We start from the raw sequence: 24,972 nt of genomic DNA on the forward strand, positions 1-24,972 counted from the left end.
TGTGACCGCTGCGATGCCGCGTGAGAAGCTGCCATTGATGAGAGTTACGGCGAATTTATTGGGTTTGAGGGCAGCAGGGCGGGACAAAGCTGCCCTCGGAGACGCCGAGTTCGTCGCGCCCATGCGATCCGAGCGCGTCGCGTTTGGTAAACTGGACGGCCACCTCTTCCGCAAGGTCGCGGTCGTGTCCCCCGTCGACATAGATCTGCGTCAACTCCTCGATCTCGGCCTCGGGCGTTTCTGCGAGTTCACGGGTCTCGCGCGCAAGGTCGGCTTGTTCGGCGTCGGTCTACGAGCTGACCGAGACGTATTCGCCTGCCGCCATGGACATCGCCCCGGAGACGAGCCCGGCGAGGCCCGTGATCAATACCTCGGGTTTTCCAGATCCTGCCGCGGCGACGCAGACAACCAGGCTCGCAGTCGACACGAGTCCGTCATTGGCGCCCAGCACGCCCGCCCGCAGCCAGCCGATGCGATGCGCCATATGAATCTCGGAATGTGAGAGGCGGCTCATGGCTTGGCTCCTTGCGCGATCTCGGCCTGCCCGGCGGAGACAGCCTTTGGTTTCGGAATGGTGGGTTCATGGGGTGCGATGCGCAGCGCGCGCAGGGCATTGAGGATCACCGCCACGTCGATTGCCTCCTGCAGGAATGCGCCCTGAACCGGGGTGAGATAGCCCAAAGCGGCCGCGATCATGCCCATGACCGACAGGCCGATCCCGGCCACGACGCTTTCCACGGCGATGCGGTGCGCACCTCGCGCGATCTCGATGCCCGGGCCCAGCCGGTCAATGCGGTCCACGAGGAGCACGACGTCCGCCGCCTCGGCCGAGGCCGCTGCCCCACGTGCGCCCATCGCAACGCCCACATCTGCCGCCGCGAGTGCTGGCGCGTCGTTCACGCCGTCGCCCACCATCATGACGGGCCCGTTCTTGCGCTCGCTCAGCACCAGCAGAACCTTCTGATCGGGCGTGAGACCCGCGCGCAGACCGTCGAGGCCCAGCCCCTCGGTCACGCGCTCGGCCACATCGGCGCGATCGCCGGTGGCCAGCAAGATGCGCGCAATCCCCTCGCGGCGCAGACCGTCGAGCATCTGGCCCGCGCCTTCGCGCAGCGGATCGGACATCACGAGGTACCCTGCCATGTGCCCGTCCACGGCGACGGCGACGAGGACCGAACCGGCTGCGATTGCCGAATGATCGTCCGGCCGCCGTCCGACGCGGGACGCGACGAAGGCATCTCCACCGACGATGACCTTCCGGCCCTTGACATGGCCCACGACGCCTTCGCCCGGTATCTCGGCCACGTCTGACGGAACCGGCAGCGTGAAGCCCCGTGCCTTCGCGGCGGCTACGATGGCCTGCGCTACAGGGTGCTTCGACGCCTGGTCGAGCGAAGCCGCGAGGCGCAGGATGTTGTCTTCGCTCATGCCATCGTGGCTGTCGATCGAGACGATCTGAGGACGGCCATCCGTCAAGGTCCCCGTCTTGTCGAGGATCAGCGTGCGGATGCGCGCCATCGTCTCAAGCGGCCCGGCGCCCTTGATCAGCACACCGAAATGCGCCGCGCGCGAAAGACCGGCGACCAGCGCCACAGGCACGGCCAGGATCAACGGACAGGGCGTGGCGACGACCAGCACGGCAACGGCCCGGATCGGATCCCCGGTGAGCCACCACGCTGCGAAGGCGATGCCGAGCGTGACCGCGAGAAAGCCCAGCGACCAGCGGTCGGCCAGCCGCGACATCGGCGCCTTCGACGCCTGCGCCTCTTCCACCAGCCGGACGATCCCGGCATAGGTGCTGTCCTTCGCTTCTCGGGTCGCCATCAGGTCGAAGGCCTCGCCCGCGTTTGTCGCACCGCTCATGGCCTCGGCCCGGCGCGCCAGCCGCACCGGCAGGGACTCCCCGGTCAGTGCCGAGGTGTCGAGGAATGCCGTGTCGGAGACCACCGTGCCGTCCACCGGCACCACGTCGCCCTGCCGGATCAGCAGGCGGTCGCCCGGGGCGATCTCGCCGAGCGGCACCTCCTCCAGCCCACCGTTGCGGTGCCGGGTCGCGCTCCGCGGCACGCGGGAAAGGAGGTCATGCATCTCGCGCCGGGCGCGGCCCTCGGCGAAGGCCTCGAGGAATGTGCCCCCGGAATACATCACCGCGACGACGGCCGCCGCAAGCGTTTCGCCGAAGAGAAGCGCCGCCGACATCGACAGCGCGGCGACGATATCGAGGCCCACCTCGCCGGAACGCAGGCTGCGCAGAATTTCGACCACGAGCGCGGCGAGTGCGGGAACGACGCCGACGATCCAGACCAGGTCGGCGATGTCGGTCCGGCCCGCGAAGTAGAAGGCAAGTCCCAACGTCAACCCGGCCGCGGCCAGCAGCAGAATGGCGGTCTTGAGGTGATCGGTGCGGGTGGTTTCCATGCTGCTCATCTTTCTCCTGCGGAGGCGATTGCCGCTGGCTCTTCGGAGAAAAGTCCTCCGACTCCCACGCCCCTTAGGCTGGCATCATCATCGCGCAGGAGGAACAGGGCGTCGAGCCCGGTTTGTCTTGCGAGCGTCGCGCCTTTGTCCGGCCCAAGCACCATGAGGGCCGTCGCCCAGGCATCGGTTTCGGCACAGGTGCGGGCGACAACAGTTACGGAGCCCAGCGACGCGATCAATGGCGCTCCGGGTCCGGCGCCTCGACCGCGATGGTCCAGGCCTTCCCATCGGGTCGGAGGCCCATCGCGCGCATCTCGCCATCGATCCCGACAAGGGCCTCGGCGATTCCGTGGTCGCGCAGTGTCTCGGCCGGACAGGTGACCGGCCCCCTGGGGTTCCCAAATACGGCATCCAATCTTGCCGTGATAGCCATCGATGCTGACCAGCCCACGGCAACCCTCTTCTCACTTTCGCCTTTCGGTTCATAGTAAAACGACGACCGCGCGATCGACAGCAACGCGCATTGCTTGCCGACAGACAAGCCCGGCAGGTTCGGCTCGATCATCTTGCGCCTCACTTGCCGGTCCAGGATTTGAGCTTTCTGGCCAAGAAATTATTGGCGACGGCATTCGCCATTGTCGCTCGGACCAGTGGCGCGACATGGTTCATTCCCCGATCTTGGCCTTAAACTCTGGGTGATATTGTTTCCGTTTCGACATCGTCGATCTCCTTCGTGTGGAAGATCAACAGACAGCAAATTGCAGCTTACGTCAGTGCCCGAATTTCGGGGGTAGCTCAGTCAGCAACGGTACCGCCTGAAAGTTCTGCCAATACAAAAACAAAGCCGCAATAACGCAGCACTAGGGCTGCGCCTGCGCCCTACTTTGCTGCGGTCATCTTGATCTCTTTGGACAGAAAATCGTTGGTGTAGGCGGTTTCGATATCAAACGGGGTGTCGACGCCAAAATAAGTATCAACAAGCTCATAAGTCTCGGAGATCCGCTCAGGATCGAACCAGCCAAGCGCCTCGTTCACCGTGGCCTCTGTGGTCATCAATTCCGTAACGCGGCCCCAGGTATTTTCCAAATCTATACGCTGCAAGCCGCTGGCATTTTCCAGCAAGGCATCCATGCACGGCGATGGGTCTTCGACGCAGGCGCGATAGGCCTTTTGCGTAATCTCGGTAAAGGCGCGCACAAGGTCTTCGTTTTCCGCAAGAAATTCGTTGTTGGCGATAAAAGAGTTGCCGTATGGGTTCAGGCCGATCTCACTCCAGCGCAAGAAACCCAGATCGTCGCCGAACTCTTTCAGCTTTAGGTCATGCGCATTGTAAAAATCGCTTATGATGTCCACGCGATCCGCCGCCAAGGTCGGGATTTTAGCCGCAGGCGCGATATTCACAAACTCTGGCCCGTCTTCGGGAACCCCTGCCGCCTTGGCGAATGCGGGCCACATCACCCGTGCCGCATCACCTGATGGGTTGCCCAAGGTCCGCCCCGCAAAATCCTCGGGGCCTGCGATACCGCTGGAATTTTTCCAGTAAAAAGCAAACGGCGAATTCGCATAAAGGGCCATAATCGCGGTGATTTCCGCGCCTTTGGATTTCGCCAGAAAGGCGGTGCCAAGCTCTGCAATGCCCAGATCGTTGGCACCGACCCCAACATTCTGCGCAGACATGCCCGATCCTTTTCCTGGCTCGACTTCCAACTCAATCCCGGCCTCTTCATACCAGCCCTGCGCAAGCGCATAATAAATCGGCCCGTGGTCCGCACCTGCCTGCCAATTGAGGATCAGGCTTACAGGCTTGGCCTCAGCGGTCATCGGCGCGAGCACAAATGCACAGGCCCCTACCAATTTCAAATACATGCGCTTCATTTTGCAATCTCCCGGTTGCGATTTCATCGACTGCGCGGGCCGCTTCAGAACTTAGCCCGCGCTGTCTCTACCGACGCTAGACGCGCAAATATGAACCTGTCAACAAACTTCAACCAAATGGTTGATATGATTCCCACAGATCCCTTTGCGACCCCACTTAACAGAGCGGATATTCGATATAATACAATATTGACAGGCAAAATTATTCTCTACATTGTCAACCAAACGTTTGATAAAAGGATCAGCCGATGACCGACGCTAGTAAATTGACGCCAAAACGTCGTCAGCCGTTTCTGCCGGAAGGGTGGTCAAATTGGGCGCTGGGGGCAGCGGCACATATTGCGGTCTTTGCGCTTTGGTGGGCAGTGACGGCATCAGGCGCTGTGCCGGCATTCATCCTGCCTTCGCCCGGCGCAACCCTGTCCACCTTGACCAACCCTGTCTATCAATGGGGCAGCAACACGCTGGTCACCGCGACGGAAATTTTTGTCGGTTACGGACTGGCCATCGCGACGGGTGTGTTGATGGCCATGCTCTTTTCATGGTTTCGGCTGTTACGGGCGGCGCTGTTCCCTTTGTTCATCACAATTTCCATGATACCCAAGGTTGCTTTGGGGCCCCTGCTCATTGTCTGGTTTGGCTATGGCATCACCACCAATATCTTTTTTGCCTTCCTGATTTCGATTTTCCCCATCTTGATCACCACCGCCCGCGGCCTGCGCGAAGTTGAACCCGATCTTCTGGATCTGGTGCGCGCCCTTAACGGCACGCGCTGGCAGATCTTTCGCAAAATTCAGTTTCCAAGCGCGCTGCCCTATATCTTTTCATCCATGAAAGTCGGCGCAATCCTTGCTGTTGCCGGTGCCATCGTGGGTGAATTCGTGGCCTCCAGTCAGGGGCTTGGCTATCTGATGATACAGGTCCAATCGACGCTGGATACCGCAGCAATGTTCATGGCCGTGATCCTGCTAAGCCTACTTGGCGTCGCGCTCTTTGGCTTTGTCATGCTGTTGGAACGGATTTTCGTGGTCAAGGACGCGCGCCTTGACGGTGCTCCGACATAACCGCGCGACGATCCACCCCGAAATCACTCCAAATATCTGAAATCCTCCACTGTTGGGTGCCACGCCGCCCCGATCACGCCGCCTGACCAAGAAGGAAATTCCTTATGGAAACCATCACTGAACACCTCCCCGCAACGATACCTGACCTGGAAACATTGGAGGAACTCCTCTCCCGGCCGGACGCTGCGACAATCCGCGATCTGGAAACGCTCGACGGTGACGTCATGGTGCTGGGTGTCGGCGGAAAAATTGGCCCCAGCCTGGCACGTATGGCCGCACGCGCCCTGCCCGACCGGCGCGTGATTGGTGTCGCCCGATTTTCTGACGCGCAGACACGCCAGAAATTGGATGCCTGGGGGGTCGAAACGATCAAATCTGATCTGCTGGACCGGGACGCATTGACCCGCCTGCCGCGCGTTAGGAATATTGTGTTCATGGCGGGTCACAAATTCGGTTCCTCCGGCAACCAGGGCCTGACATGGGCGATGAACAGCTATCTGCCCGGCATGGTCGCCGAAACATTCCCTGACGCTTGCATTTCTGCCTTTTCCACAGGGTGCGTTTATCCCTTTGTCCCGATCCAAGACATCGGTGCCGACGAAAGTCTGGCCCCCAACCCACCGGGCGAATATGCGCAATCCTGCGTGGCACGCGAGCGGATGTTTGAACATTTCTCAAAGGTGCACGGCTCCCCCGGGCGGATCATTCGTCTCAATTACGCAATCGACCTGCGCTACGGTGTGCTGTGCGATATCGCTGATGCCATTCGCGCGGGCCAACCTGTCAATGTCGGCACTGGCCACGTCAACCTGATCTGGCAAGGCGATGCAAACCGCTATGCTTTGCGCGCACTGGCACATGCCACCACGCCGACAACTCCGCTGAACGTCAGCGGGCCGGAAACCCTGCCTGTGGCTTGGTTGGCAAATGAATTGGCCCGGCGCATGGGGCGCGAGGCCATTATTGCAGGCACCCCATCGCCCACCGCGTGGCTGAACAATTCCGCCGCTGCATTTGATCTTTTCGGCTATCCGACTGTCCCGCTGGCACGGCTGCTGGATTGGGTGGCGGACTGGACAGCGCGTGACATGCCAAGCCTTGGAAAACCCACCAAATTCGAGGCCCGCGATGGGCGCTACTAACCGATCAAAACGGCATCACAAGAATTGATGCTTAAACCCCATTCCCGACAAGGCAGTTCCACATGACACATTGGACAGACATCCCCCCTCCCGTACTAGATTTGCTGCGCAAGGGCACGGTTATTCCCGCCCACCCTCTGGCGCTGGATGAGGGCAACAAACTTGATCACCTTCGACAGCGGGCATTGACCCGCTACTATCTCGACGCAGGCGCAGGCGGGCTTGCTGTTGGCGTACATACAACCCAGTTTGAAATCCGCGAACACGGACTTTATGAGGCGGTGCTGGACGCCTGTGCCAAAGCCGCAGATGAATGGACTGACAAACCCCTTGTGCGCGTTGCCGGCATTGTCGGGCGCACAGACCAGGCCAAGCGCGAAGCACAAATCGCGCGCGGGCTTGGTTATCATACTGGGCTCATCAGCCTTGCCGCCTTCAAAGGCGCAAGCATTGATGACATCATCGCCCATTGTCAGGCCGTCGCAGAGGAAATTCCGCTGTTTGGGTTCTACCTGCAACCCGCGGTGGGCGGCATGAAGTTACCTTATGAATTCTGGCGCCGGTTTGCCGAAATCGAAAATGTAATCGGCATCAAGATGGCACCCTTTGATCGCTACGCAACCTTGGACGTGATACGCGGTGTCGCAGCGGCGCGCGCCGAAGACCGCGTAACGCTCTATACGGGCAACGACGATCACATCGTTGGCGACCTGCTCACCCCATTTACCCTTGCCCGCGATGGCGCGCCGCTGACCTTGCACATACGCGGCGGGCTTCTTGGCCATTGGTCGGTATGGACCAAAGCGGCTGTCGACCTTTACGCCCGTTGCCGCGACGCCACCCAAACCGGCATGATACCCGCAGATTTGCTCGCGCTCGACAGCGAAGTCACCGATTGCAACGCCGCGCTCTTTGACGTGGCCAACGGGTTTCGCGGCGCCATCGCCGGATGCCACGAAGTGTTGCGCAAACAAGGTCTGTTGACCCACACCCGATGCCTCAGCCCCAATGAGGTGCTAAGCTCTGGCCAGGCTGATGAAATCGCCCGAGTCGCCCGGGATCACCCGCATTTAACCGACGATGCCTTTGTCGCGGAAAACCTCGAAAGGTGGCTGACATGACCGGCACTCCGATCATCCGGATGGAAAACGTCCGCAAAGTCTACCACACACGCGATCGCGACGTTCTGGCAGTGTCCGATGTCACGCTCGATGTGAACGAGGGCGAGTTTGTATCGCTGGTTGGCCCCTCCGGCTGTGGTAAATCGACCGTGCTGAAAATCCTTGCCGACCTGATAAAGCCTGATGTCGGGACCGTTCAAATCGGAACTCCCGGTGCTCCCTTCGACCCCAGTCGTGACATCGGCATGGTCTTTCAACAAGCGCTTTTGCTGAAATGGCGGCGGATCATCGACAACGTGATGCTTCCGGCCGAAATCATAGGCCTGCCCGTAAAAGAAAGCCGCGAACGCGCCCGCGATCTGCTGCAGATGGTCGGCCTTGGCGGATTCGAAGACCGCTACCCCTACGAATTGTCGGGCGGCATGCAACAACGCGCCGCAATTGCACGGTCCTTGGTTCACGACCCAAAAATGGTGCTGATGGACGAACCATTTGGCGCATTGGATGCGCTGACCAGAGAAAAGATGAACCTCGAAATCCTCCGCATTTGGGAAGCATCGAACAAGACGATCCTGTTTGTAACCCATTCCATTCAGGAAGCGGTGTTATTGGGCTCTCGCTGCGCGGTGTTGACGGCTGGCCCTGCGCGCATGGCCGATAATTTTCCCATAGACCTGCCTTACCCGCGCAAACTTGCGATGAAAACGCAGGATTCCTTTGGCGTCTATACCCAACGGATTTACAAACTTCTTGATCTGGAAAGCGTGGCCGATTGAACCCGTGGCCTTACCGGCAAAACGACCCCTCAGCCGGTAAGGCCGGGATCGGTACGCACCCTGATCGCGTTCAGGGTAAAATCCACAATATGGGCGCACCGTTCGGCGTGGGCAGCCGGCGTGTCGTGAACCCGGTCGAAAATCCGGCTCAGTGTGTGAACGTTCGCAAAGTTGAAAAACGACATCCCGGCAATTGACAGATACACATGCAGCGGATCAAGACCCCGCCGAAAGACGCCATCGCGCACGCCGCGTTCAAGGGTTTCACCAATCAGTTCGATGATCGTTGAGTTGGCGTCCCGCACCGTGTCCAGCCCGATCAAATGCCGCCCGCCATGGGTGTTTTCGTCAGCCAGCAACCGCACGAAATCACGATTGTCGCGCAGATGTTCGAACGAAAAATCAATCAGCCGCCGCATCGCTTCTTCGGGAGGAAAGGCACTTAGGTCAAGTGCGGCCTCCCGTTCGCGAATCTCGGAATAAACCTGTTCAAGAACGGCAGTATAAAGCCCATCCTTGTTGCCGAAATAATGATACACAAGCTGCTTGTTGGATCCGGCGCGCCGCCCGATATCATCCACCCGCGCCCCTTCCAGCCCCGCCTCGGCAAAGGCTTCCCGCGCAGCTAACAGCAAATTGTAACGCGTGGTTTCTGACGCATCAGAACGTGGCTTTCGCGGTGGTCTCGGCTTTGACATAGGATGCGCCAACTGATGAATAGAGCTTCTAGATATCTACCTGATCGTACTGTCTATTTCTAGGGTCATGAGAAGGCCCCAATCATCAGGCAGGTCAGAAAGGTCGCATACCCCCCGCTACGGGCTTGCACGCCATCAGCCAGAAGCGCCCCTGCCGCAGAGCGGCTTAGTCCAACCGCCCTCCCTGCTGGAGCTGTCGAGAGCGAGCGGTGGTAGCTGCCGCGTCCGCTTTGGGGCTGGAACCGGTCATCCGGGTAGTCGCGCCGAAGCCTGCAAGGTCAAGATTTGCGTGCCGCACCGCCGCAAGTCCGGTTCCGCGCCAAAGCGCCCTTGTTGCTTCATAGGTGTTCAGTCCCGGCATCTGGTGGATCGGATTTAGGATGAAACGATCTGGCTCTGAAGTCCAGATTTTGCAGATGTATTCGCAGCGTGTGAGGCCGTTCAGGGTCTTTAAACTGCGTGCGAAGTTGTATGCGTCCATGAAGTCGGCAAGATGCGTGCGCAGCTGATCATGTCTCAACTTGGCGAGAACGTCACTTGGGTCGAGAGCACCGCGAATATCGAGATCGAAGAAGTGACGGTCATTGTGCCGCACGCCTATCGGATCACCATGCAGCGTTTCGGCGGCGATATCCTACGCCTGCAGGGATTTGGTGTCGATGTTGATACCGCGACGGCAAGCGCCGAGGAAGTAGAAGCAGCAATGGCCACCCAAGGTATTCATGTCACCCGGGATTCCAGTAGCGGCAATTTCGAAATCGGCTTTGGCACAACCGGTGATGCCATCACCATCAGTTTCGACCAAACTGTGTTGCATGGGCAGATCTGGGAATACTTCGAGTTCGTTTGATTTCACCAACTGCGCTCTGCAGATGTACGGGTAGACCGCCCCCCCAGGCGGAACACTGCCTGGGGTTTCCACGCATGGGCTTTGGGCGCAGCTCTTATTGCTCTGAGCACCCAGTATTGTCGTCGAGTTCCCTGGGGGCGGCATATGTCCGCTGACAGCTCTTCGCGACATTCGCGCAAGGTGCAGCGATGCCTAACTGCAGGTGCGGCAGCAGGGATCAACCCTTGTCGGCCTTCGCAGACACATCCTTTAGGTCTGCCTTGCTTTGGGCCGTAAAATCATTGAACAAGCCAACTGCCCCCATTTGTCCGCCTTTAAGCATCACGGGCAAGCCATCTTGTGAGGGATCCCCGTGGCGTCCAATGCAAACGCAAGCGCCCTGACCAAGATCCCGGTGGAAATCGAGTGCGTCGAACCCGAGCCGAGTCACGATACGGCTCGAAGTGTCGCCCCCAGCAAGCCCGAGCGCACGCACAGGACGGGCTGCCACGAAATCCTGCACAAAAGCTGCGCAGGCGTCAGCAAGCACTGCCGGTTCACAGCAATAATCGGCGTCCGGAACAAGGTGGAGGAGCAAATCCTTGTTCTTGGGGTAGCTCCTGGCAATCCTTTGCGCTGCGCCATCTTCGGACAGAAGATCTGGGGACAGAGCCACGCACTCGAACTCGGTGGCCGCTGCAACCTGTGCCGCTGTCACCGAAGAGCGAGACCCGGCGAAGATTAGGGTGCTCCCGTCGCGCGGGGGCAGCGTGACGGGAGACAGTTCAGTGATCTGATCGCCGAGGATCTCCGCTACTGAACTGGCGCCAACGAGCAGCTTACGACCTGGTATTCGGTCCAGTGCAGCCCGAATGTGAAGCTGATCAAGTGCGCAAGTGTTGTCGACCAGCGCAGGACCATCGCCCAAGCGTTCAGCCACTGTTGCAGACTCATCAAGGTCGGATACAAGGATCCGCACCGGCAGATCCAGTCCCTGTGCCGCGAGGTGGAGCCCCAGGTCGGCTTCGTTCATTGGTGTTACGGGATGGCGGGCCATGACGGGATGGCGATCAATGCGATGCACCGCGCCACCCGGGCCGTGGGCGAAGAGATTGCCAAAAGCGCAGTATCGCGCCAAGCTCGGCTGTCCGCCGATGACGGCAAACGTTTCAGGCTCGAAAAGATGCTGGATCTCACGCGCGATGGCCCCGATGGAGCCAACCCCAGGCGCGCTGTCAAAGGTCGAACAGACCTTGAGATGGATAACCTCGGGCTTTTCAGCTTCGATCATCGGCCAGAGCGTGCGCAAGGTGTCCAGCGCGCGTACCGGAGAGAGCGATCTGAGGTCCGTCGCAACGCCCAATACATCGAGGTTTCCCTGCGGTGTGGTATGACCCGTGACAAGCCGTGTCCGCAGCCCACGTCGTGCGTAGGATGCGAGACTGTCCGAGGCCCCGGTGAAATCGTCACCGATGAAAACGATGCGCGCGCCCATCAGCTTGCCCCAAAGAAATCTAGAGCGCTGGCAAGAGCTGCATGGTCCTTTGCCGCAGTCGCGAGGTCCTCGCCGGCTGCAAGCGCCGCATAGGCTTCACGAAGCGAGGCGATGCCGGCGGACGGGCCGCCGGGATGGGCGAGGATGCCTCCGCCACACATGAACATGAAATCCTCGTTCTGCGAGGCTTCCATTGCAGAAGGCAGCGTGCCGGCCCATTGGCCAGAGGAAAACGCGGGCATGACCCGGTCGTCGGCACCTGGGGTCAGCGGGGCGAGACAGGCGCGTGCGGCCTCGGTCACCTCGTCCCTGCTATCCACGAATTTGCCACCGATCCCATGCACGTGCATATGATCGACACCGGCGAGCCGGAACAGAGCCTGATATGCCGGAAACGCGATTCCGAGCGCTGGGTGACGGCTCATGGCACCAAAGCCATTCCGGTGAGCGTGAATGGCGAGGTCAGTATGGTTGCGCAGACTCTCGATTCCCGAAAGACCGCACCAGTTGAGCGAAGCCATGACGCAGGTGCCGCCATGTGCGGCCACGAGGTCCGCGTGACGGCGCATTGCGTCCACTTCGTCGGTAATGTTGAAGGCCATCATTACACGGCGGCCCGAGGCGTCCTCTGCCCGTTTGATTGCCTCCATGACCAGGGGGACGCGTTTGGACAGCGGTGCGATGTCAGGGTTGGCACAGACCTCGTCATCTTTGATGAAATCCACGCCTGCAGCGCAGAGGTCGCCGACCAGCGCCGCAATGGCATCCGGGTGCATGCCGACGTTGGGTTTGATGATGGTGCCAAAAACGGGCCGCCCGGTCACACCGAGACTCGCCCGGGTACCCGAGATCCCTTGCACGGGTATGGGGAAGCGCGCGCGATACTCCGCCGGAACTGAAATATCCAGGAGTTTCAACCCGGTGATCTCGCCGATGTCATAAAGATTTCCCGAGACGGTCGCCGCTAGCGTGGGCAAGTTGCGCCCAATATTTCTTGTAGGGAAGGCGATACGTACGCGGGCCCGCTTCGCCGGACCTGGCGCGCCCTTGCGGTCGATATAGGCGGAGGCAAGCGTCGGGGCGGGCAGCTCGCCCAATTCTTCGATGCTAAGAACCTCGGCGGCTGATCGCGCACGCAATTCGTCGGTTTCGCCCGCCACGCGCACGAAGGTGCCGGAAGATTGTTCGCCAGCCATCATTGCGGCGACATCGGCCAGGGGGAACGGGGTTTCCAAAAGATACTCTGCGACGATGCAATTCATGTCAGATAGCCGAGAAGTCCGGGAACGGGCGGATTGGATCGGTACCATCCCAATCGACAGACGCTGCTCGGATCAAGTCAAACAGACGCCCTTTGGGGCCCATCACCTCAGATAGTTCGATACAGGTGCCGGGGTGATGTTCCTCGGCGAAATAAACGAAGCGCCCGTTTTCGCCGACGCAGCCTGACATCTTCACGGTGAAGCCTCGCTCCTTCATCATGGCCAGGTCGGCATCAAAATCCTTGGTCCAAAAAGCGACGTGTTGCAGTCCGCGCAGCCCCTTTTGCATGTAGTCGCGATACATCGAAGGTACGTCGTTGCGTGTCTGGATCAGCTCAACCTGCATGTCGCCGGAGTTGGCCAGCGCGACCGAGTTGTGCGGTTCGTAGCTTTGCCCATCATATGTATAATCCACGATCGGAACCTGCGGGTTATAGAACCACGGGCCAACGCCCATGACGTCAGACCAGTGCTTCATTCCCTGTTCGATATCGTCCACGACGATACCAAGTTGGCGGATCGGGCCGAGTAGATTGCTCATGCGCGCCTCATTTCATCAGTGTGTTAGGGAGCCATGTGGACAGTGCCGGAATGGCAGTGACAACCAGGAGGCTCAGGAGTAGTGGGAGGAAGAAGGGGATCACGCCGGCGATGACGCGGGTGATCGGCATTTTCGTAATGATGGTGATCATATAGAGCGACATTCCCACCGGCGGGGTCAGCAGCCCGATCATCAGGTTCAGGACGAACACGATCCCGAGCTGTAATGGGTCGACGCCGACCATGGTCAGGGCCGGAGCCACGATGGGGGCGATGATGAGGATCGCTGCAATCGATTCGAGGATCATACCGACGACCAGCAGGAGCACGTTCACCAAAAGCAGCAGCACGAGTGGGTTATCGGACAGGCCAAGGAGAAGGCCAGAGACCTTCATCGGGACCTGATCAAGCGTGAGAACCCAGGCGAAGAGGGCTGCAGTTGCCACGACGAAGAGGATGTTCGCGGTGGCTGTGGTGGTTTCCCGTAGGGCGGTTATGAAACCGCGCAGTGTCAGGCTGCGATAGATGAAGATTCCGATCAGAGTGGCATAGGCGACAGTGACGCCTGCCACCTCGGTTGGACCGAAATAGCCCGACATCAGGCCCGTAATAAGCAGTATGGGGGCGAGAAGCGCCGGGAACGAGATGACGGCTTTTTTTGCTATATCTGCAGGGCGCGCGGCGATGTCGTCGCGCGGCAGGGATTTGGTACGGGCAACAATGGCGACCTGGATCATCAGGAACACGGTCAGCAGCAGCGCCGGTACGATTCCGGCGAGCAGCAACTGCACGGCCGAGACATTGGCGACGCTGGCGTAGATGATGATCGGGATTGAAGGCGGAAAAATCGGACCGATGGTGGCGGCGGCAACGGTAAGGCCAGAGGCGAATTCGGGTTTGTAGCCCTGGCGCGTCATCTGGTCGATCTGGATCTTGCCCAATGCGCCGATATCGGCAAGCGCGGCACCGGAGACGCCTGAGAAAATCAGTGATACGAGGATCGATACCTGGGCCACAGCGCCGCGGATACGGCCCAGAACCATGCGCACGAGGTCAAAAAGATGAGTGGTTACGCCGGTCGCGTTCAGAAGCGAAGCGGCGAAGATAAAGAGTGGTACGGCCAGCAATGGCGAACTGTCGAGTGCGTTCAGACTGCGTTGTGCCAGCACCGAAACCGGTAGACCTTGTGTGACGATCACAATCGCCGAAGAGAGGCCTAGGCAAACCGCGATTGGCGCGCCTGCAACGAGCAAGACAACGAAGAGGGTCAGTAGCAGGGCGGTCATGTGGTCTCCAGCGCCTCTTCGGCAGAGGGTTCGCCATAGGGTGCCGACGGGCACCTGCCGCGCAGGGTGGCGACTGTGCGTTCCAGGGCGACAAGTGTCATGAAGAGCGATCCGGTCAGAGCAAGCGAATAATAGAACCAGTTCGGCACACGCATTGCAGGGGTCAGAAACTTACCGGCGCGAGGCAAGAATTCGGCAAAGCTCCACAGGAGCAGCACACCGAAAGCGAGGGTGGCGATGTCGGACAGGAGCGCCAGCCAGCGGGCCGGACGCTTGCTCAGCAGGTCGGGCAGCAGTGTCACCGACACCAACGCCTGGCGGCCAGCGAGTGCAGGAACGGACAGAAATACCAGTCCAATTCCGCAAAATCGCGCCAGTTCGTCGGCCCATGGAAGTCCGAGATCGAAGAAATTGCGCGCCGCGACCTGCAGGACCACGAGACTGGCCATGAGGGCAAGCAGGGTGAGGCCAAGCCCCACCCCGATCCCCGCAACCCGCCCGAGCGCGATGCGAAGAGTGGGCATCTTCCGTGTCATCAGCCGACCGCTGCGATCTTGGCGTAAAGGTCACCGTATTCCGCTCCAAAACGCGCGTCGACCAGCTTGGACACGCCGTCGCGGAAGCCCGCGATGTCGAGACCGTCCTCTTCGCCGATTACGGTCATGCCGAGATCGCGCAGCTGTTGGGTTTCGCCGGCTTCGTTGTCGAGAATGGCCTTGGTCGCCTTCTCGCGGGTCTGGCTTGCTGCTTCCCGGACGGCGTCCTGTTCGGCGGCAGACAAACCCTGCCAGACATCTTCGTTCATCACGACGACTTCGGCGTTGGACATGTGGCCAGTCAGCATGAGATGGCTCTGCACCTCATAGAGTTTCACGTTCAGGACCACGTTGACAGGATTTTCCTGCCCCTGCACGACCCCGGTGGCCAGCGCGGTGGGAACTTCGGACCAGTCGACAGGCACGGCCACGGCGCCCATGCCTTCGACGGCGGTGGTGTAGATTGGGAAGGGCACAGCGCGGATCTTTGTGCCTTGAAGGTCTGCAGGGCTCATGATCGCTTTGTTGCACGTCAGGTTCCGGCGTCCGAAATAGTGGGCGTAGATCACACGTACATTTGCAGCTTCGATCAGTCCCTTGTTCAGCTCCTGCATCACTGGGCTTTCCACGTCCGTCACTGCCATCAGGTGGTCGATGTCACGATAAAGATACGGCGTGTCGAGCGCGGCAAAGGGCTGGTAAAGCGAGCCGAGCGCGCCTGCGGTATTGTGGGAAAATGCGATGGTGCCAAGCGACACCGCCTCTGCCAGTTCCTGCAGTTTACCCAGCTGCGAGTTCGGGAATACCTGCACTTCAATATCGCCGCCCGAAGTCTGGCCTAAAGCATCTGCGAACCAGTCGGCCTGAGCGCCAGCGACCGAGGCGACTTCATTGTTGTGACCGTAGCGCAGGGTTGTGGCGGCTAGTGCGGGGCAAGCGACCAGGGGGGCGGCAAGGGCCGCACCGCCCAAGGCGAGCATGGACCGGCGGTTCAGATTGAATGAATGTGTCATCTCTCTCCTCCCAGAGTATGTGATGTATTTTGAGGGGTGTCATTCGGAAACTGACGCGCCTCCTCCCAAAATACGACGGCTTTGACGAGTTTAGTGATCTGGGGCATGATTGGTCCAGAAAATTGAAATGATGGATTTTGAGGGGTTGGTATGCCTGACACTGGGGAAAAGCCGCTTCTTGTAGACATTGCTGCACGCGCAGGTGTCTCCATGGCAACGGTGGACCGGGTTATAAACCGGCGGAAGGGCGTGGCGGAGCGCACTCGTCGCCGGGTGTTGGATGCGGCGCGCGCGGTCGGCTATCTTGGTGAGGACGAGGTCGCGCACATCGGAGCGGCGAGGCCGATGAACGTGACTGTTCTGCTGCCCGCTGGGACCAATCCCTATCTGCGGCTTCTGGGCGACCGGGTGCGCGACCGTATCGGGCGCTCCGGTACGACCGATCCGTTCTTGCGCTGCTACTTCATCGACAGTTTCGATGCCGGTGCGCTTGCAACTGCACTGCGCAAGAGCGCAGGATGGGCCGATGGCATCGCGTTTTTCGCCATCGAACATCCTGAGGTCCGGGCGGCGGCGGCCGAAATCGCAGGCCAGGGTGTAAATCTTGTCACCATCGTATCAAACCTAGGTGAACGAACCGGTGTCGCTCATGTTGGGCTGGATAACTATGCCGTTGGCCGCACTGGGGGATTGCTCGTCGGGCGGCTTTCCGGACGCGGCAACGGTGCCGTTGCGCTGGTGGCGGGTAGTCGAAATTACCGTGCGCACAGTGATCGCGAGGCAGGCTTTCTGAGTGTGATCGAAGAGATGTTTCCGGGGCTCAGGCTGGTCGGTCTGCGTGAAGGTCATGACGATGCGGGCGAAAACTACCGTCATACGCAGTCTTTGATTGAGCAGGAGCCGGAACTAGTTGGGATCTACAATGTCGGTGGGTCGTCCAGCGGGATCACTCGGGCGCTGCGTGAACTTGGGCGAGACGACGTGGTTTTCGTGGGCCATGGGCTGACTACCGACACACGGCGAGCGCTCTTAGACGGGACGATGGATGCGGTTTTCGATCAGGACCCGGATGCATTGATAGACCGAGCGATCAGAACCTTGGCTGCACCTGAAGTGCCGCCCGATCCTCTGAAGTTCGATATCTATTTCAAGGAAAACCTGCCCTGAGGTTCCCATAAGTGCTCTCTTTTCGAGGCAGGGGTTTGGTACCTTCATGCTGAGCGGCACAGTCCCTTGGCTTCCATCCCATCCCGGCCTGGTGCGCCTTCAAACTGTGAGCTTTTCAGGGGGGGTACGTCTTGACCCTTGGGTCATATCCGAAGCCGCTGCTCGTGCGTCGCCAGGCTTCCAGCCAGTCGAATGATGCAGGACAGGCCATCCAGCACGGGAATCGAAAGCTCCGGCGCAAGATGGTGTGATATACCTGCCGTAATCGCGCCGCCCAGGACAATCACGTCGGGCTGGTTCGAGACAAGGACCTTCCGGGCCAACTCGGTCATGTCACGAGGGGTTTGGTCACCGGTGTGTTGGCTCTGGAGACCCCGGTCGGCAAGGCGTGTACGCCTGTTAGATGTTTCGCCATTCCGCAGGCTTCGGCAAGTGCCCGTATGCCGGGGACTGTCGTCGGGGCGACTGTCAGGATCGAGTATCGGGGACCAAGTTCTACAGCCCTGCTCATTGCGACCGCTGCGATGCCAACAACGGGGAAGATCCCCCCTTGCCGGATACGGAGAAGGCCTGGATCGCTGAGACATGCGATGGTGGCCGCATCAGGGACCAGCGCCTCGGTGATCGCCGCGCAAGTGGCCTTGGCGGCGATCACCGCGTCCTTGGGCGTCTAGATCCCGGTAGGACCAAACGGAGCCGTCACTGCGCGGATACGGGGCTCGGGCGGCGGAATCGAGACCGCTTCGTGTCGGATGCCGCTGTCATCCGGCGAGTTGTTGCCGGATATCGGCTCGGTCGAAATGGGAGCGCTTTTCCACAATCATGCCATCCCTGAGGGTCAACTTCATGAAGAGCGAAAACCTCAGCTTTCGCCCCGACGCGGGAATTCCCGCCCAGTCGCGTGCGTGGATCCCCTCAAAAATCATGTAGGAGGCAACCTGATCCCCTTCGGCGATCAGCTCGACAATCGGCATCTGCCAGTCATCGAAGGCCGCGAAGTTCTTTTCTTCGGACGCCCGGAAGCCTGCGACGCCGGGGTGCGGCGTGTCCACCTGGTGGTAGAACACGAAGTCGGGATGACAATACTGCGCCAGATCGTCGAAACGCTGCTCGTTGATGGCCTCGTAGAAGGCACGGACGGTCGCTTTGTTCGCTTCGGTCATGCTCAGAACTCCAGAACGTCATTGTCCGCGGGGATCCACAGGTGGTCGGTCATGCCATTGACCTCGGCAAAGGCCTGCAGGTCGGCCCGGCTCAGTGCGCAATGGTTCACGGTTTCCATGTGGCTGGCGACGATCTGCGCGGTCGGCGCCGCATCATGCACCGTCTTGACGTCGTCCGTGCCCATGATGATCGAGCCAAGGCCCGGCACCTGCGCGTCACCGGCGGCCAGCACGATCACATCCGGCTTGAACATTTCGAGGTTGGTCGCGACCATCTGGTTCCAGACGGTGTCACCGGCAAGATACAGCGTGTTTTCGCCCTCGGCACGGAACACCACGCCCATCACGTTGCCCAGCAGTTCGGCGGCGTAGACATAGGCCTGTTCCGAGCCGTGCTGACCACGGGTGCGCGACAGGGTGACACCCTCAAAGGTGGTCTCGATGCCCAGCGGGCGCACATCGGTGAAGCCAAGGGCCTTGATCAGTTCTGCGTCCGAATAGTCCTGTACGAAGGCCGGCTTGTCACGTGGCAGCAGCTTGATCGCGGCTTCGTCGAAATGGTCGGGGTGCAGGTGTGTCAGGATAAGCGCGTCGAAGTCGAGGATCTTCTCCATCGGCGTGCTGAGCGCCACGCGCGGGTTGCGGATCTCGCTATTCAACGTGCCTTCGAAGCCGGGATAGGCGTCCTTGTCGGCCAGGTAGGGATCGACGAGGAAGCGTTTTTTGGCATAGGTCACGATCAGGGTGGCATTGCGGATCTGGTGGATTTTCATGGGCTGTCTCCTTTTGTGCCGAATGAGCGCGCGTGACCGTTTCGGGCCGTTCGCGCGTCTCTTGACGCCAATCTGGCCAAAGGTCACGGTTTTCGCTATTGGCGCAATCGACATAAAGCGGGGTGATATCGACAAATGGAGCAGCTCAGAATCGGCATCCTTCTGTATCCGGGGGTGCAGACGTCGGCGGCGATGGGGCTGGCGGACTTGTTCCACGTGGCTGGCCGAATGGTCAGCCAGAAGGACCGGCTTTTGGTCCGAACGCTGGACGCGCCGCCCGACAGGCCGGGTGACGAACCCTGTCACGTGCTGATCCTGCCCCCATCACTCGAAGCACCAATCGCACCCGAAACCGCCGCGCCGTTGGCCGACTGGCTGCGCGCGTGCCATGCCGAGGGTACAGTGCTGGCTTCGGTCTGTGGCGGGGCCTTTTTGCTGGCGGAAACCGGGCTGCTGCATGGGCGGGCCGTGACGACCCACTGGGCCTATGCCGATGCCTTTCGCGACCGCTTTCCGGATGTGCCGCTGGACCCAGACCGCCTGATCATTGACGGGGGCGATATCATCTCGGCGGGCGGGCTGATGTCCTGGACCGATCTGGGCCTCAAACTAGTGGACCGCTTCCTCGGCCCGGTGGTCATGGCGCAGACCGCACGGATGATGTTGGTGGACCCGCCGGGGCGCGAGCAAAGCTATTACAGCGGCTTCGTGCCCCGCATGACCCATGGCGATGCCGAGGTCCTGAAGGCGCAGCATTTCCTTCAGGCGAACGAAGGGCGCGACGCGCGCCTGGCAAAGCTGGCCGATCTGGCCAGTCTCGGAGAGCGCACCTTCCTGCGGCGTTTCCAGAAGGCCACCGGCCTGACGACCACCGAATACGCCCAACGCCTTCGGATCGCCAAGGCGCAGGAACTGCTGCAATTCGGCCGCCAGCCTATCGAGCGCATCGCGTGGGAGGTCGGCTATTCCGACACCGGCTCTTTCCGAAAGGTGTTTCACCGAATCGTTGGACTGACGCCGGGCGACTATCGCCGCCGATTTCATGCATAACCGGCGCATGAGAAATCCCATGCGCCGGTTATGCACGCATTTGTCAGACTGCCTTCAGGTCAGGTTCTTCCTCGGGCAACTCGTTAGTGGCGTCACGCGCCGGACTGTCCGAACTCAGGACCGACATCGCGTCGCGCGGCCTGCGATCAAGCACAAGGCGCGTGACATCGGGGCGCGAATAATGCCCTGCCGGGTCCGCTGGGCCTTTGGCCAAAGAGATCATGCCAAGGTCGATATCGGCGTAGACAAGCCCTTCTTCCTCGGGCGCCAGGGTATTGCTGATCATCTGACCGTCCGGCGCATAGATCTGCGCATAGCCGCCCCCAACGGCCAAAAGTGCCTTCTTTGTGTCGGTGTCGCACATGATCTCGGACATCTCGGGAGAGACGATGGCGGTCGGCGCGATGACAAAGCAGCCACCCTCGACCGCATAGGCGCGGCTGGCTCCGGTGTTGACCTCGGGTCCAAGCTGGTACGCCCCGCCCGGGAAAATCGAAAAACTCGGCCACGCGGCAATATGGACCTGCTCATTCTGAGCGAACATGGCGTATTTCGTCAACGGCTGGAGATGCTCCCAGCAGCACAGCGCGCCGACTTTGCCCAGTTCGCTGTCATGCACCGACAGGTCACGCCCGTCGCCCTCGCCGAACACCGTGCGTTCCACATGGGTGGGTTTCAGCTTGCGGCGTTTGGAGACGGTGCGGCCATCGGGACCTATGATCCACTGGCCCATATACAGGCTGCCGCCGTCGCGTTCGGAGTGCCCAAGGGCCACCATGATCTTGTTGTCGCGCGCAGCGCGGGCAAGGCGTTCGGCCTGTGGTGAGCCGTATTCTAGAGAGTTGTCGAAGTAGCGCTGCGCGAACTGCATCTGCCACGCGACGCTGTCGAGCCAGATATACCACGGGTAGCCGGGGATGAAGGTTTCGGGAAAGGCGATCAGCTCGGCGCCGTTCTGCGCGGCCTGTTCAATCAGGCCGATGGCTTTGTCCACCGTCGCTTCGAGGTCGAGAAAGACCGGCGCGGCTTGAACCGCGGCGGCGCGAAACTTGGGGTTTTGCTTGGTCATTTGGGTCTCCTTGTCGGACATATCTTTATGTTCCGCGACCATCTTAATCGGAGAGCCGTCGCCCCAGCTTGTCTACCCGCCGCGCAAAACTTGACTGAGAGTTGCAGCCCACTGCAAATTGCTGGACAGGAAACGCGGCTCGGATAGACTTTTGTCATGGAAACGCTTTGGACCACATCCTCGGTCGCACCAAGGGAAAGCCTGTCTTATTGGATCGAGGCGGTCTGCCGAACATACACCTCGCTCGACTGCGAACACCGCAACCAAGAGGCACCGTTCTATGGCCAGATCGAGTCGGGCATAGTCGGTGAAATCGGTGTGACGCAGGTGCGCGCCGCCGCGCAAAAGGTCCGCCGCACGCTGGGCAGCATCGCCCGCCACGAAGAGGACAAGCTGCTGTTCAGCATCCAGAAACGCGGGCGTTGCACCGTTGTGCAGGACGGGCGTGTGGCGACGCTCGCGCCTGGGGATTTCGTGCTGTATGACACCAAGAGGCCCTACGACCTGACTTTCGACGAGGATTTCTCTCAGTATGTCGTTGCTCTACCAGGCCATGTCCTGCGCCCGCAACTGACGTCGCCGGATCGGTTGACCGCCCGGCGCATTCCGGGTGGGTCCAGCATCGGCCGCGCCGTGCTACACGCCGTTGAAACCGTGGCCAATGCACAGAGTGTTTCGGACGGCGCGACCGCACGCCCGATGGAAGAGGCGCTGCGCGGGCTGCTGACCGCCGGGTTGCTGTCGCTGCCCGGCGCCGAGGCCCGACCGGAGGAAACCGCGTCAGGGGCGCGCCGCGCCGCGATCAAGGCCTATGTCCTGCAAAACCTGTGCGACCCGGAGCTTTGTGTCGGTATGATAGCGGCTGCGCAAGGGGTCGATGTCAGCACGGTCCACCGTGCCTTTGACACAGAGGGCGAAACGGTCAGTCGTTGGATTTGGGGGCAGCGGCTGGAGAATGCGCGGCGCGATCTGATTGACCCCGGGCAATCGAGCCGCACCTTGACGAGCATTGCGTTTTCTTGGGGTTTTAACGACATGGCACATTTCAGTCGTGCCTTCAAAGCTCGGTTCGGGCAATCGCCACGCGCTGCACGGCACACTTGACGAACTTTACGCGGTTTAGCCTGTCCTGATAGCAAACCGATTGCGCCAAAATTTGGCGGCAGAGACTGCCAAATTTCGTGACTTGTTTTCCGCGATTGACTTGCTAGGCCGCACTTCACTCAGCGGCATCGGATTTCGAACAACTCGCAAGGTGCGCTTTTGCAGCGAAGGCCTAAGTCACACCACGCAAAACAAAAGTCTTCCTTTGCGCGATTTCTGCCTTTCGTATTCAATTCCCGTGAACCGCTGCGGATTGGCGCCGGTCGAAGGCGTCTTGAAAGCGCACATAGCCTGCCCCTTGAAACCGCATTGGCTTCAACATACGCCGTTAAATCCCTCTCACCGAGTGGTTATTTGAATGCCGAAAAGATGGCGGGCGCTTCTGATTCTGACCGTCGCACGATTGAGCCTTGGATTTCAGGTGCAATCAATTGCTGCTATCGGGCCGAGCCTAGAAATGGAAGTCGGTCTGTCCCTTGGCGAAATCGGCATGCTGATTGGGCTTTACTACGCGCCGGGAATTTTCTTGGCTTTCCCGTCAGGCATGCTGGGAGAGCGGTTCAGCGACAAACGTGTGATCGTTCTAAGCCTGCTCGCGATGACACTGGGCGCTACCGTCGCCGCTCTTTCCCCGGACGTCACGGGGCTCATGGTCGGCCGGTTGTTGTCGTGGGTGGGCGAGTTGTCTGCCCTTGCTGGACCATCCGGGTCTGGCGGTTGCAGCGCTGTTGGGGTCTGGGCTGTTGATGGGATTGCCGGTAGCGGTCATCCTAGTTTTGCCAGCCGTGGCACTGCGGCCCGAAAGCCGAGCCATCGGAATGGGAATTTTTCAGACTTGGCTTTATTTCGGGACGACCTTCATGCCGCCGATTGCTGGCTGGATGCAATAACTGACCGGGTGGCAACCCGCGCCACTAGTCTTTGCAGCAGTGCTGGTCGCGTCGCAACTTCTATTATACCGGGTTTTCATTATGTTGATGCGCAGAGACAAAGAGCCGATGGGCATTGTCAAGTTTTCTCAGCCCTCCGAATGTAGCCTGACCCAAACCCGACGAGCGATTATCTTGCCAGGCTAGTCAGCCCAGAGGCAGAACGCAACTGCCTTTGTCTGACGATATCCTCCCAGAAAAATAGCCGATTGGCCCACTTGTAACAGTATAGCACGCCAGTCCTCTTGGCCAAAAAACACTATGTACGAGCCTGGTCGGCCCTTTGCGCGCATTCGATCAGACCGCAGCGAATGGCTGGTCAGGAGCCTGAACTTATCGGTGCTGCAACCTGCACAGACGACTGCCAATTCTGGGTACGAGCGCATGCGATTGATTACCGTCAATTCCGCATGACGCGATAGCATATACAATAGAACCAACAAATATTTTCTCGAGCTTTGCGGACGAGTTTCTGGACGATACGGAAGCTCGGTATGATCTCTCTCCGTGTCACTCTCGCCGTAACGCGTCTCGTTTTGGAGCCTGACATGTTAGACCATGCAGTACGAATTCTGTTGTTTCCAGTTCTGGTCGCTCAAGGCGCATTTGTGCGCCGTTCAGCGTTGCACCTGGCTGATCCTTCCGGTCGCCGCGATGGTGTCAGCGGGCAGGGCCCTGACCTCCGTCTATTGATCATCGGCGACAGTTCTGCTGTCGGGGTCGGCACCTCGCATCAAGAGTAAGCGGTGTAAACACCCCATGTTTCAATAAAATAAGGGGTTTGCGATACTGGCGCCACCTAATGCAAGGAGGTGGCAATGCTGGATGGAATGGCTCCGGAAGAGGCGAAAGTTTGGGGGATCAGGGTCCCCGTGTCCTCGTCCGGGCGGCGTAAATGGCCTGATGAACTGCGCTCGATGGCCGTGCAGAAAATCCTGGCGGGGGCCGGGATCCGGGAGACGGCCGAGGAGATCGGCGCCAACAAATCCCTGGTGGCGCTCTGGGTCAAGAACGCGGAACGTCTGTCGGACGGTCCCGCCTTTGTCGAAGTCGTCACTCCTAGGACCTTACCGACAAACCAGCCATCGATGCCTGTCGCTGCCTCGCGGGAGAATGGCGCCTCCTGCAAGATCAGCGTCGGCTCCGCAACGATCGAGATACCCCAAGGCTATCCCGCCGGTCACCTTGTGGAGATTTTGCGGGCTGTGAGGGCAGCGCAATGATTTCTCCAGCCAGCAATTTCAAAATTTACCTAGCCTCGCAGCCTGTAGATTTTAGAAAAGGATTGGATGGGCTCGCCGCTTGTGTCGCGAACAATTTCCAGCTCGATCCCTATTCCGGCGCAATTTACGTGTTTCGGTCTCGGCGCGCTGATCGTCTAAAGATCCTTGTCTGGGATGGCTCCGGTCTAGTCCTGATCATGAAACGGCTGCAGGGCAAGCGGTTCACCTGGCCAAAGCCGCAAACCGGCCCCGTTACATTGACCAAAGTTCAGTTCGACGCCCTTTTCGACGGCATCGATTGGACCAAGGTGGCGGCCTCCCCCAGCCATAAACCCGTGTTTCTGTAATTCAACAGACATTCCAACGACGGGATGACCGGAGTGCGACCAGTCGTCGGCTCCGTGAGATCCAGACGCGCGAGAGTTCGATCTTCGAAGTA

The 24,972-nt window shown here is 59.9% G+C and carries 25 protein-coding genes and 3 pseudogenes; 12 read left to right on the plus strand and 16 right to left on the minus strand.

Annotation, left to right across the window (positions count from 1 at the left end; genetic code table 11):
* Positions 1–55: 55 nt before the first annotated feature.
* From ACN0VH_RS16275 to ACN0VH_RS16290, 4 genes and pseudogenes are all read right to left on the minus strand, one after another.
* Positions 56–514 (minus strand): annotated as a pseudogene (locus tag ACN0VH_RS16275) (VIT1/CCC1 transporter family protein).
* Positions 511–2,418: a heavy metal translocating P-type ATPase gene (locus ACN0VH_RS16280; RefSeq protein WP_417701352.1), complete on the minus strand. Its 1,908-nt coding sequence runs from the start codon at positions 2,416–2,418 to the stop codon at positions 511–513. Before ACN0VH_RS16280 ends, ACN0VH_RS16275 begins: the two are co-directional and overlap by 4 nt.
* 5 nt (positions 2,419–2,423) lie before the next feature.
* A pseudogene (locus tag ACN0VH_RS16285) lies at positions 2,424–2,788 on the minus strand (FAD:protein FMN transferase); the annotation flags it as partial.
* Positions 2,789–3,297: 509 nt separating this feature from the next.
* Positions 3,298–4,293, minus strand: a complete 996-nt coding sequence (locus ACN0VH_RS16290; RefSeq protein ID WP_278923890.1) for an ABC transporter substrate-binding protein — start codon at positions 4,291–4,293, stop codon at positions 3,298–3,300.
* A 248-nt stretch (positions 4,294–4,541) separates the two neighbouring features.
* Between ACN0VH_RS16290 and ACN0VH_RS16295 the strand changes: the two genes are divergently transcribed.
* The 4 genes from ACN0VH_RS16295 (at position 4,542) to ACN0VH_RS16310 (ending at position 8,396) form a co-directional block, all read left to right on the plus strand.
* Entirely contained in the window at positions 4,542–5,357 is an 816-nt protein-coding gene (locus tag ACN0VH_RS16295; RefSeq protein ID WP_417701286.1) for an ABC transporter permease, read from the plus strand.
* A gap of 104 nt (positions 5,358–5,461) precedes the next feature.
* Positions 5,462–6,499 (plus strand): NAD-dependent epimerase/dehydratase family protein, encoded by a 1,038-nt coding sequence (locus tag ACN0VH_RS16300; protein WP_278923888.1) that lies wholly within the window; start codon positions 5,462–5,464, stop codon positions 6,497–6,499.
* Positions 6,500–6,561: 62 nt separating this feature from the next.
* Positions 6,562–7,620 (plus strand): dihydrodipicolinate synthase family protein, encoded by a 1,059-nt coding sequence (locus ACN0VH_RS16305; protein ID WP_417701288.1) that lies wholly within the window; start codon positions 6,562–6,564, stop codon positions 7,618–7,620.
* Positions 7,617–8,396: an ABC transporter ATP-binding protein gene (locus ACN0VH_RS16310; RefSeq protein WP_278923886.1), complete on the plus strand. Its 780-nt coding sequence runs from the start codon at positions 7,617–7,619 to the stop codon at positions 8,394–8,396. The genes ACN0VH_RS16305 and ACN0VH_RS16310 overlap by 4 nt, the downstream gene beginning before the upstream one ends.
* Positions 8,397–8,425: 29 nt before the next feature.
* On the opposite strand, the gene ACN0VH_RS16315 is transcribed toward ACN0VH_RS16310, so the two are convergent.
* Both ACN0VH_RS16315 and ACN0VH_RS16320 read right to left on the minus strand, forming a co-directional pair.
* Positions 8,426–9,094, minus strand: a complete 669-nt coding sequence (locus ACN0VH_RS16315; protein WP_278923885.1) for a TetR family transcriptional regulator — start codon at positions 9,092–9,094, stop codon at positions 8,426–8,428.
* A 343-nt stretch (positions 9,095–9,437) separates the two neighbouring features.
* Positions 9,438–9,608: pseudogene (locus ACN0VH_RS16320) on the minus strand (IS481 family transposase); the annotation flags it as partial.
* Here ACN0VH_RS16320 and ACN0VH_RS16325 point away from each other — a divergent pair.
* A complete protein-coding gene (locus tag ACN0VH_RS16325; RefSeq protein ID WP_417701355.1) occupies positions 9,588–9,944 on the plus strand; it encodes a hypothetical protein in 357 nt (118 codons plus the stop codon). The pseudogene ACN0VH_RS16320 and the gene ACN0VH_RS16325 sit on opposite strands and share 21 nt — an antisense overlap.
* A gap of 217 nt (positions 9,945–10,161) precedes the next feature.
* On the opposite strand, the gene ACN0VH_RS16330 is transcribed toward ACN0VH_RS16325, so the two are convergent.
* From ACN0VH_RS16330 to ACN0VH_RS16355, 6 genes are read right to left on the minus strand one after another with little or no spacing between them, the layout of a single operon-like run.
* The gene (locus tag ACN0VH_RS16330) at positions 10,162–11,418 is read right to left on the minus strand and encodes a four-carbon acid sugar kinase family protein (protein ID WP_417701291.1); all 1,257 of its coding nucleotides are present in this window, start codon (positions 11,416–11,418) and stop codon (positions 10,162–10,164) included.
* The gene (locus ACN0VH_RS16335) at positions 11,418–12,680 is read right to left on the minus strand and encodes a RuBisCO large subunit C-terminal-like domain-containing protein (protein ID WP_417701293.1); all 1,263 of its coding nucleotides are present in this window, start codon (positions 12,678–12,680) and stop codon (positions 11,418–11,420) included. Before ACN0VH_RS16335 ends, ACN0VH_RS16330 begins: the two co-directional genes overlap by 1 nt.
* Before the next feature lies 1 nt (position 12,681).
* A complete protein-coding gene (locus ACN0VH_RS16340) occupies positions 12,682–13,221 on the minus strand; it encodes a VOC family protein (protein ID WP_278923882.1) in 540 nt (179 codons plus the stop codon).
* Between the two features lie 7 nt (positions 13,222–13,228).
* Positions 13,229–14,506 (minus strand): TRAP transporter large permease, encoded by a 1,278-nt coding sequence (locus ACN0VH_RS16345; protein WP_278923881.1) that lies wholly within the window; start codon positions 14,504–14,506, stop codon positions 13,229–13,231.
* Entirely contained in the window at positions 14,503–15,030 is a 528-nt protein-coding gene (locus ACN0VH_RS16350) for a TRAP transporter small permease (protein ID WP_278923880.1), read from the minus strand. The genes ACN0VH_RS16345 and ACN0VH_RS16350 overlap by 4 nt, the downstream gene beginning before the upstream one ends.
* Positions 15,031–15,041: 11 nt before the next feature.
* The gene (locus ACN0VH_RS16355; RefSeq protein ID WP_417701296.1) at positions 15,042–16,055 is read right to left on the minus strand and encodes a TRAP transporter substrate-binding protein; all 1,014 of its coding nucleotides are present in this window, start codon (positions 16,053–16,055) and stop codon (positions 15,042–15,044) included.
* A gap of 150 nt (positions 16,056–16,205) precedes the next feature.
* Here ACN0VH_RS16355 and ACN0VH_RS16360 point away from each other — a divergent pair, with 150 nt between their 5' ends.
* On the plus strand, positions 16,206–17,222 hold the full coding sequence (locus ACN0VH_RS16360; protein WP_278923878.1) for a LacI family DNA-binding transcriptional regulator: 1,017 nt from the start codon (positions 16,206–16,208) through the stop codon (positions 17,220–17,222).
* A 328-nt stretch (positions 17,223–17,550) separates the two neighbouring features.
* Here the strand turns inward: ACN0VH_RS16360 and ACN0VH_RS16365 are convergent, their stop codons facing one another.
* From ACN0VH_RS16365 to ACN0VH_RS16375, 3 genes are all read right to left on the minus strand, one after another.
* Complete coding sequence (locus ACN0VH_RS16365; RefSeq protein WP_369011409.1) at positions 17,551–17,877, minus strand: aspartate/glutamate racemase family protein; 327 nt, start codon at positions 17,875–17,877, stop codon at positions 17,551–17,553.
* Positions 17,878–17,983: 106 nt separating this feature from the next.
* The gene (locus tag ACN0VH_RS16370; RefSeq protein WP_417701298.1) at positions 17,984–18,385 is read right to left on the minus strand and encodes an ester cyclase; all 402 of its coding nucleotides are present in this window, start codon (positions 18,383–18,385) and stop codon (positions 17,984–17,986) included.
* Positions 18,386–18,387: 2 nt separating this feature from the next.
* Complete coding sequence (locus ACN0VH_RS16375) at positions 18,388–19,158, minus strand: MBL fold metallo-hydrolase (protein ID WP_417701300.1); 771 nt, start codon at positions 19,156–19,158, stop codon at positions 18,388–18,390.
* A gap of 135 nt (positions 19,159–19,293) precedes the next feature.
* Between ACN0VH_RS16375 and ACN0VH_RS16380 the strand changes: the two genes are divergently transcribed.
* The gene (locus tag ACN0VH_RS16380) at positions 19,294–20,208 is read left to right on the plus strand and encodes a GlxA family transcriptional regulator (RefSeq protein ID WP_278923875.1); all 915 of its coding nucleotides are present in this window, start codon (positions 19,294–19,296) and stop codon (positions 20,206–20,208) included.
* A gap of 43 nt (positions 20,209–20,251) precedes the next feature.
* Here ACN0VH_RS16380 and ACN0VH_RS16385 read toward each other — a convergent pair whose 3' ends face one another.
* Positions 20,252–21,277: a carbon-nitrogen hydrolase family protein gene (locus ACN0VH_RS16385; protein WP_417701302.1), complete on the minus strand. Its 1,026-nt coding sequence runs from the start codon at positions 21,275–21,277 to the stop codon at positions 20,252–20,254.
* 156 nt (positions 21,278–21,433) lie between these two features.
* On the opposite strand from ACN0VH_RS16385, the gene ACN0VH_RS16390 reads away from it, so the two are divergent.
* From ACN0VH_RS16390 to tnpB, 5 genes are all read left to right on the plus strand, one after another.
* Positions 21,434–22,381 (plus strand): AraC-like ligand-binding domain-containing protein, encoded by a 948-nt coding sequence (locus ACN0VH_RS16390; protein ID WP_278923873.1) that lies wholly within the window; start codon positions 21,434–21,436, stop codon positions 22,379–22,381.
* 358 nt (positions 22,382–22,739) lie between these two features.
* Positions 22,740–23,417, plus strand: coding sequence for an MFS transporter (locus ACN0VH_RS16395; protein WP_417701305.1), 678 nt, complete (start codon positions 22,740–22,742; stop codon positions 23,415–23,417).
* 441 nt (positions 23,418–23,858) lie between these two features.
* On the plus strand, positions 23,859–24,053 hold the full coding sequence (locus ACN0VH_RS16400; RefSeq protein WP_417701307.1) for a hypothetical protein: 195 nt from the start codon (positions 23,859–23,861) through the stop codon (positions 24,051–24,053).
* A 75-nt stretch (positions 24,054–24,128) separates the two neighbouring features.
* Entirely contained in the window at positions 24,129–24,533 is a 405-nt protein-coding gene (locus ACN0VH_RS16405; RefSeq protein WP_417701308.1) for a hypothetical protein, read from the plus strand.
* A complete protein-coding gene (tnpB, locus tag ACN0VH_RS16410; protein WP_065323015.1) occupies positions 24,530–24,880 on the plus strand; it encodes an IS66 family insertion sequence element accessory protein TnpB in 351 nt (116 codons plus the stop codon). Before ACN0VH_RS16405 ends, tnpB begins: the two co-directional genes overlap by 4 nt.
* Positions 24,881–24,972: the final 92 nt, after the last annotated feature.

The organism is Pseudophaeobacter sp., assembly GCF_048267565.1.
Classification (GTDB): domain Bacteria; phylum Pseudomonadota; class Alphaproteobacteria; order Rhodobacterales; family Rhodobacteraceae; genus Pseudophaeobacter; species Pseudophaeobacter profundi.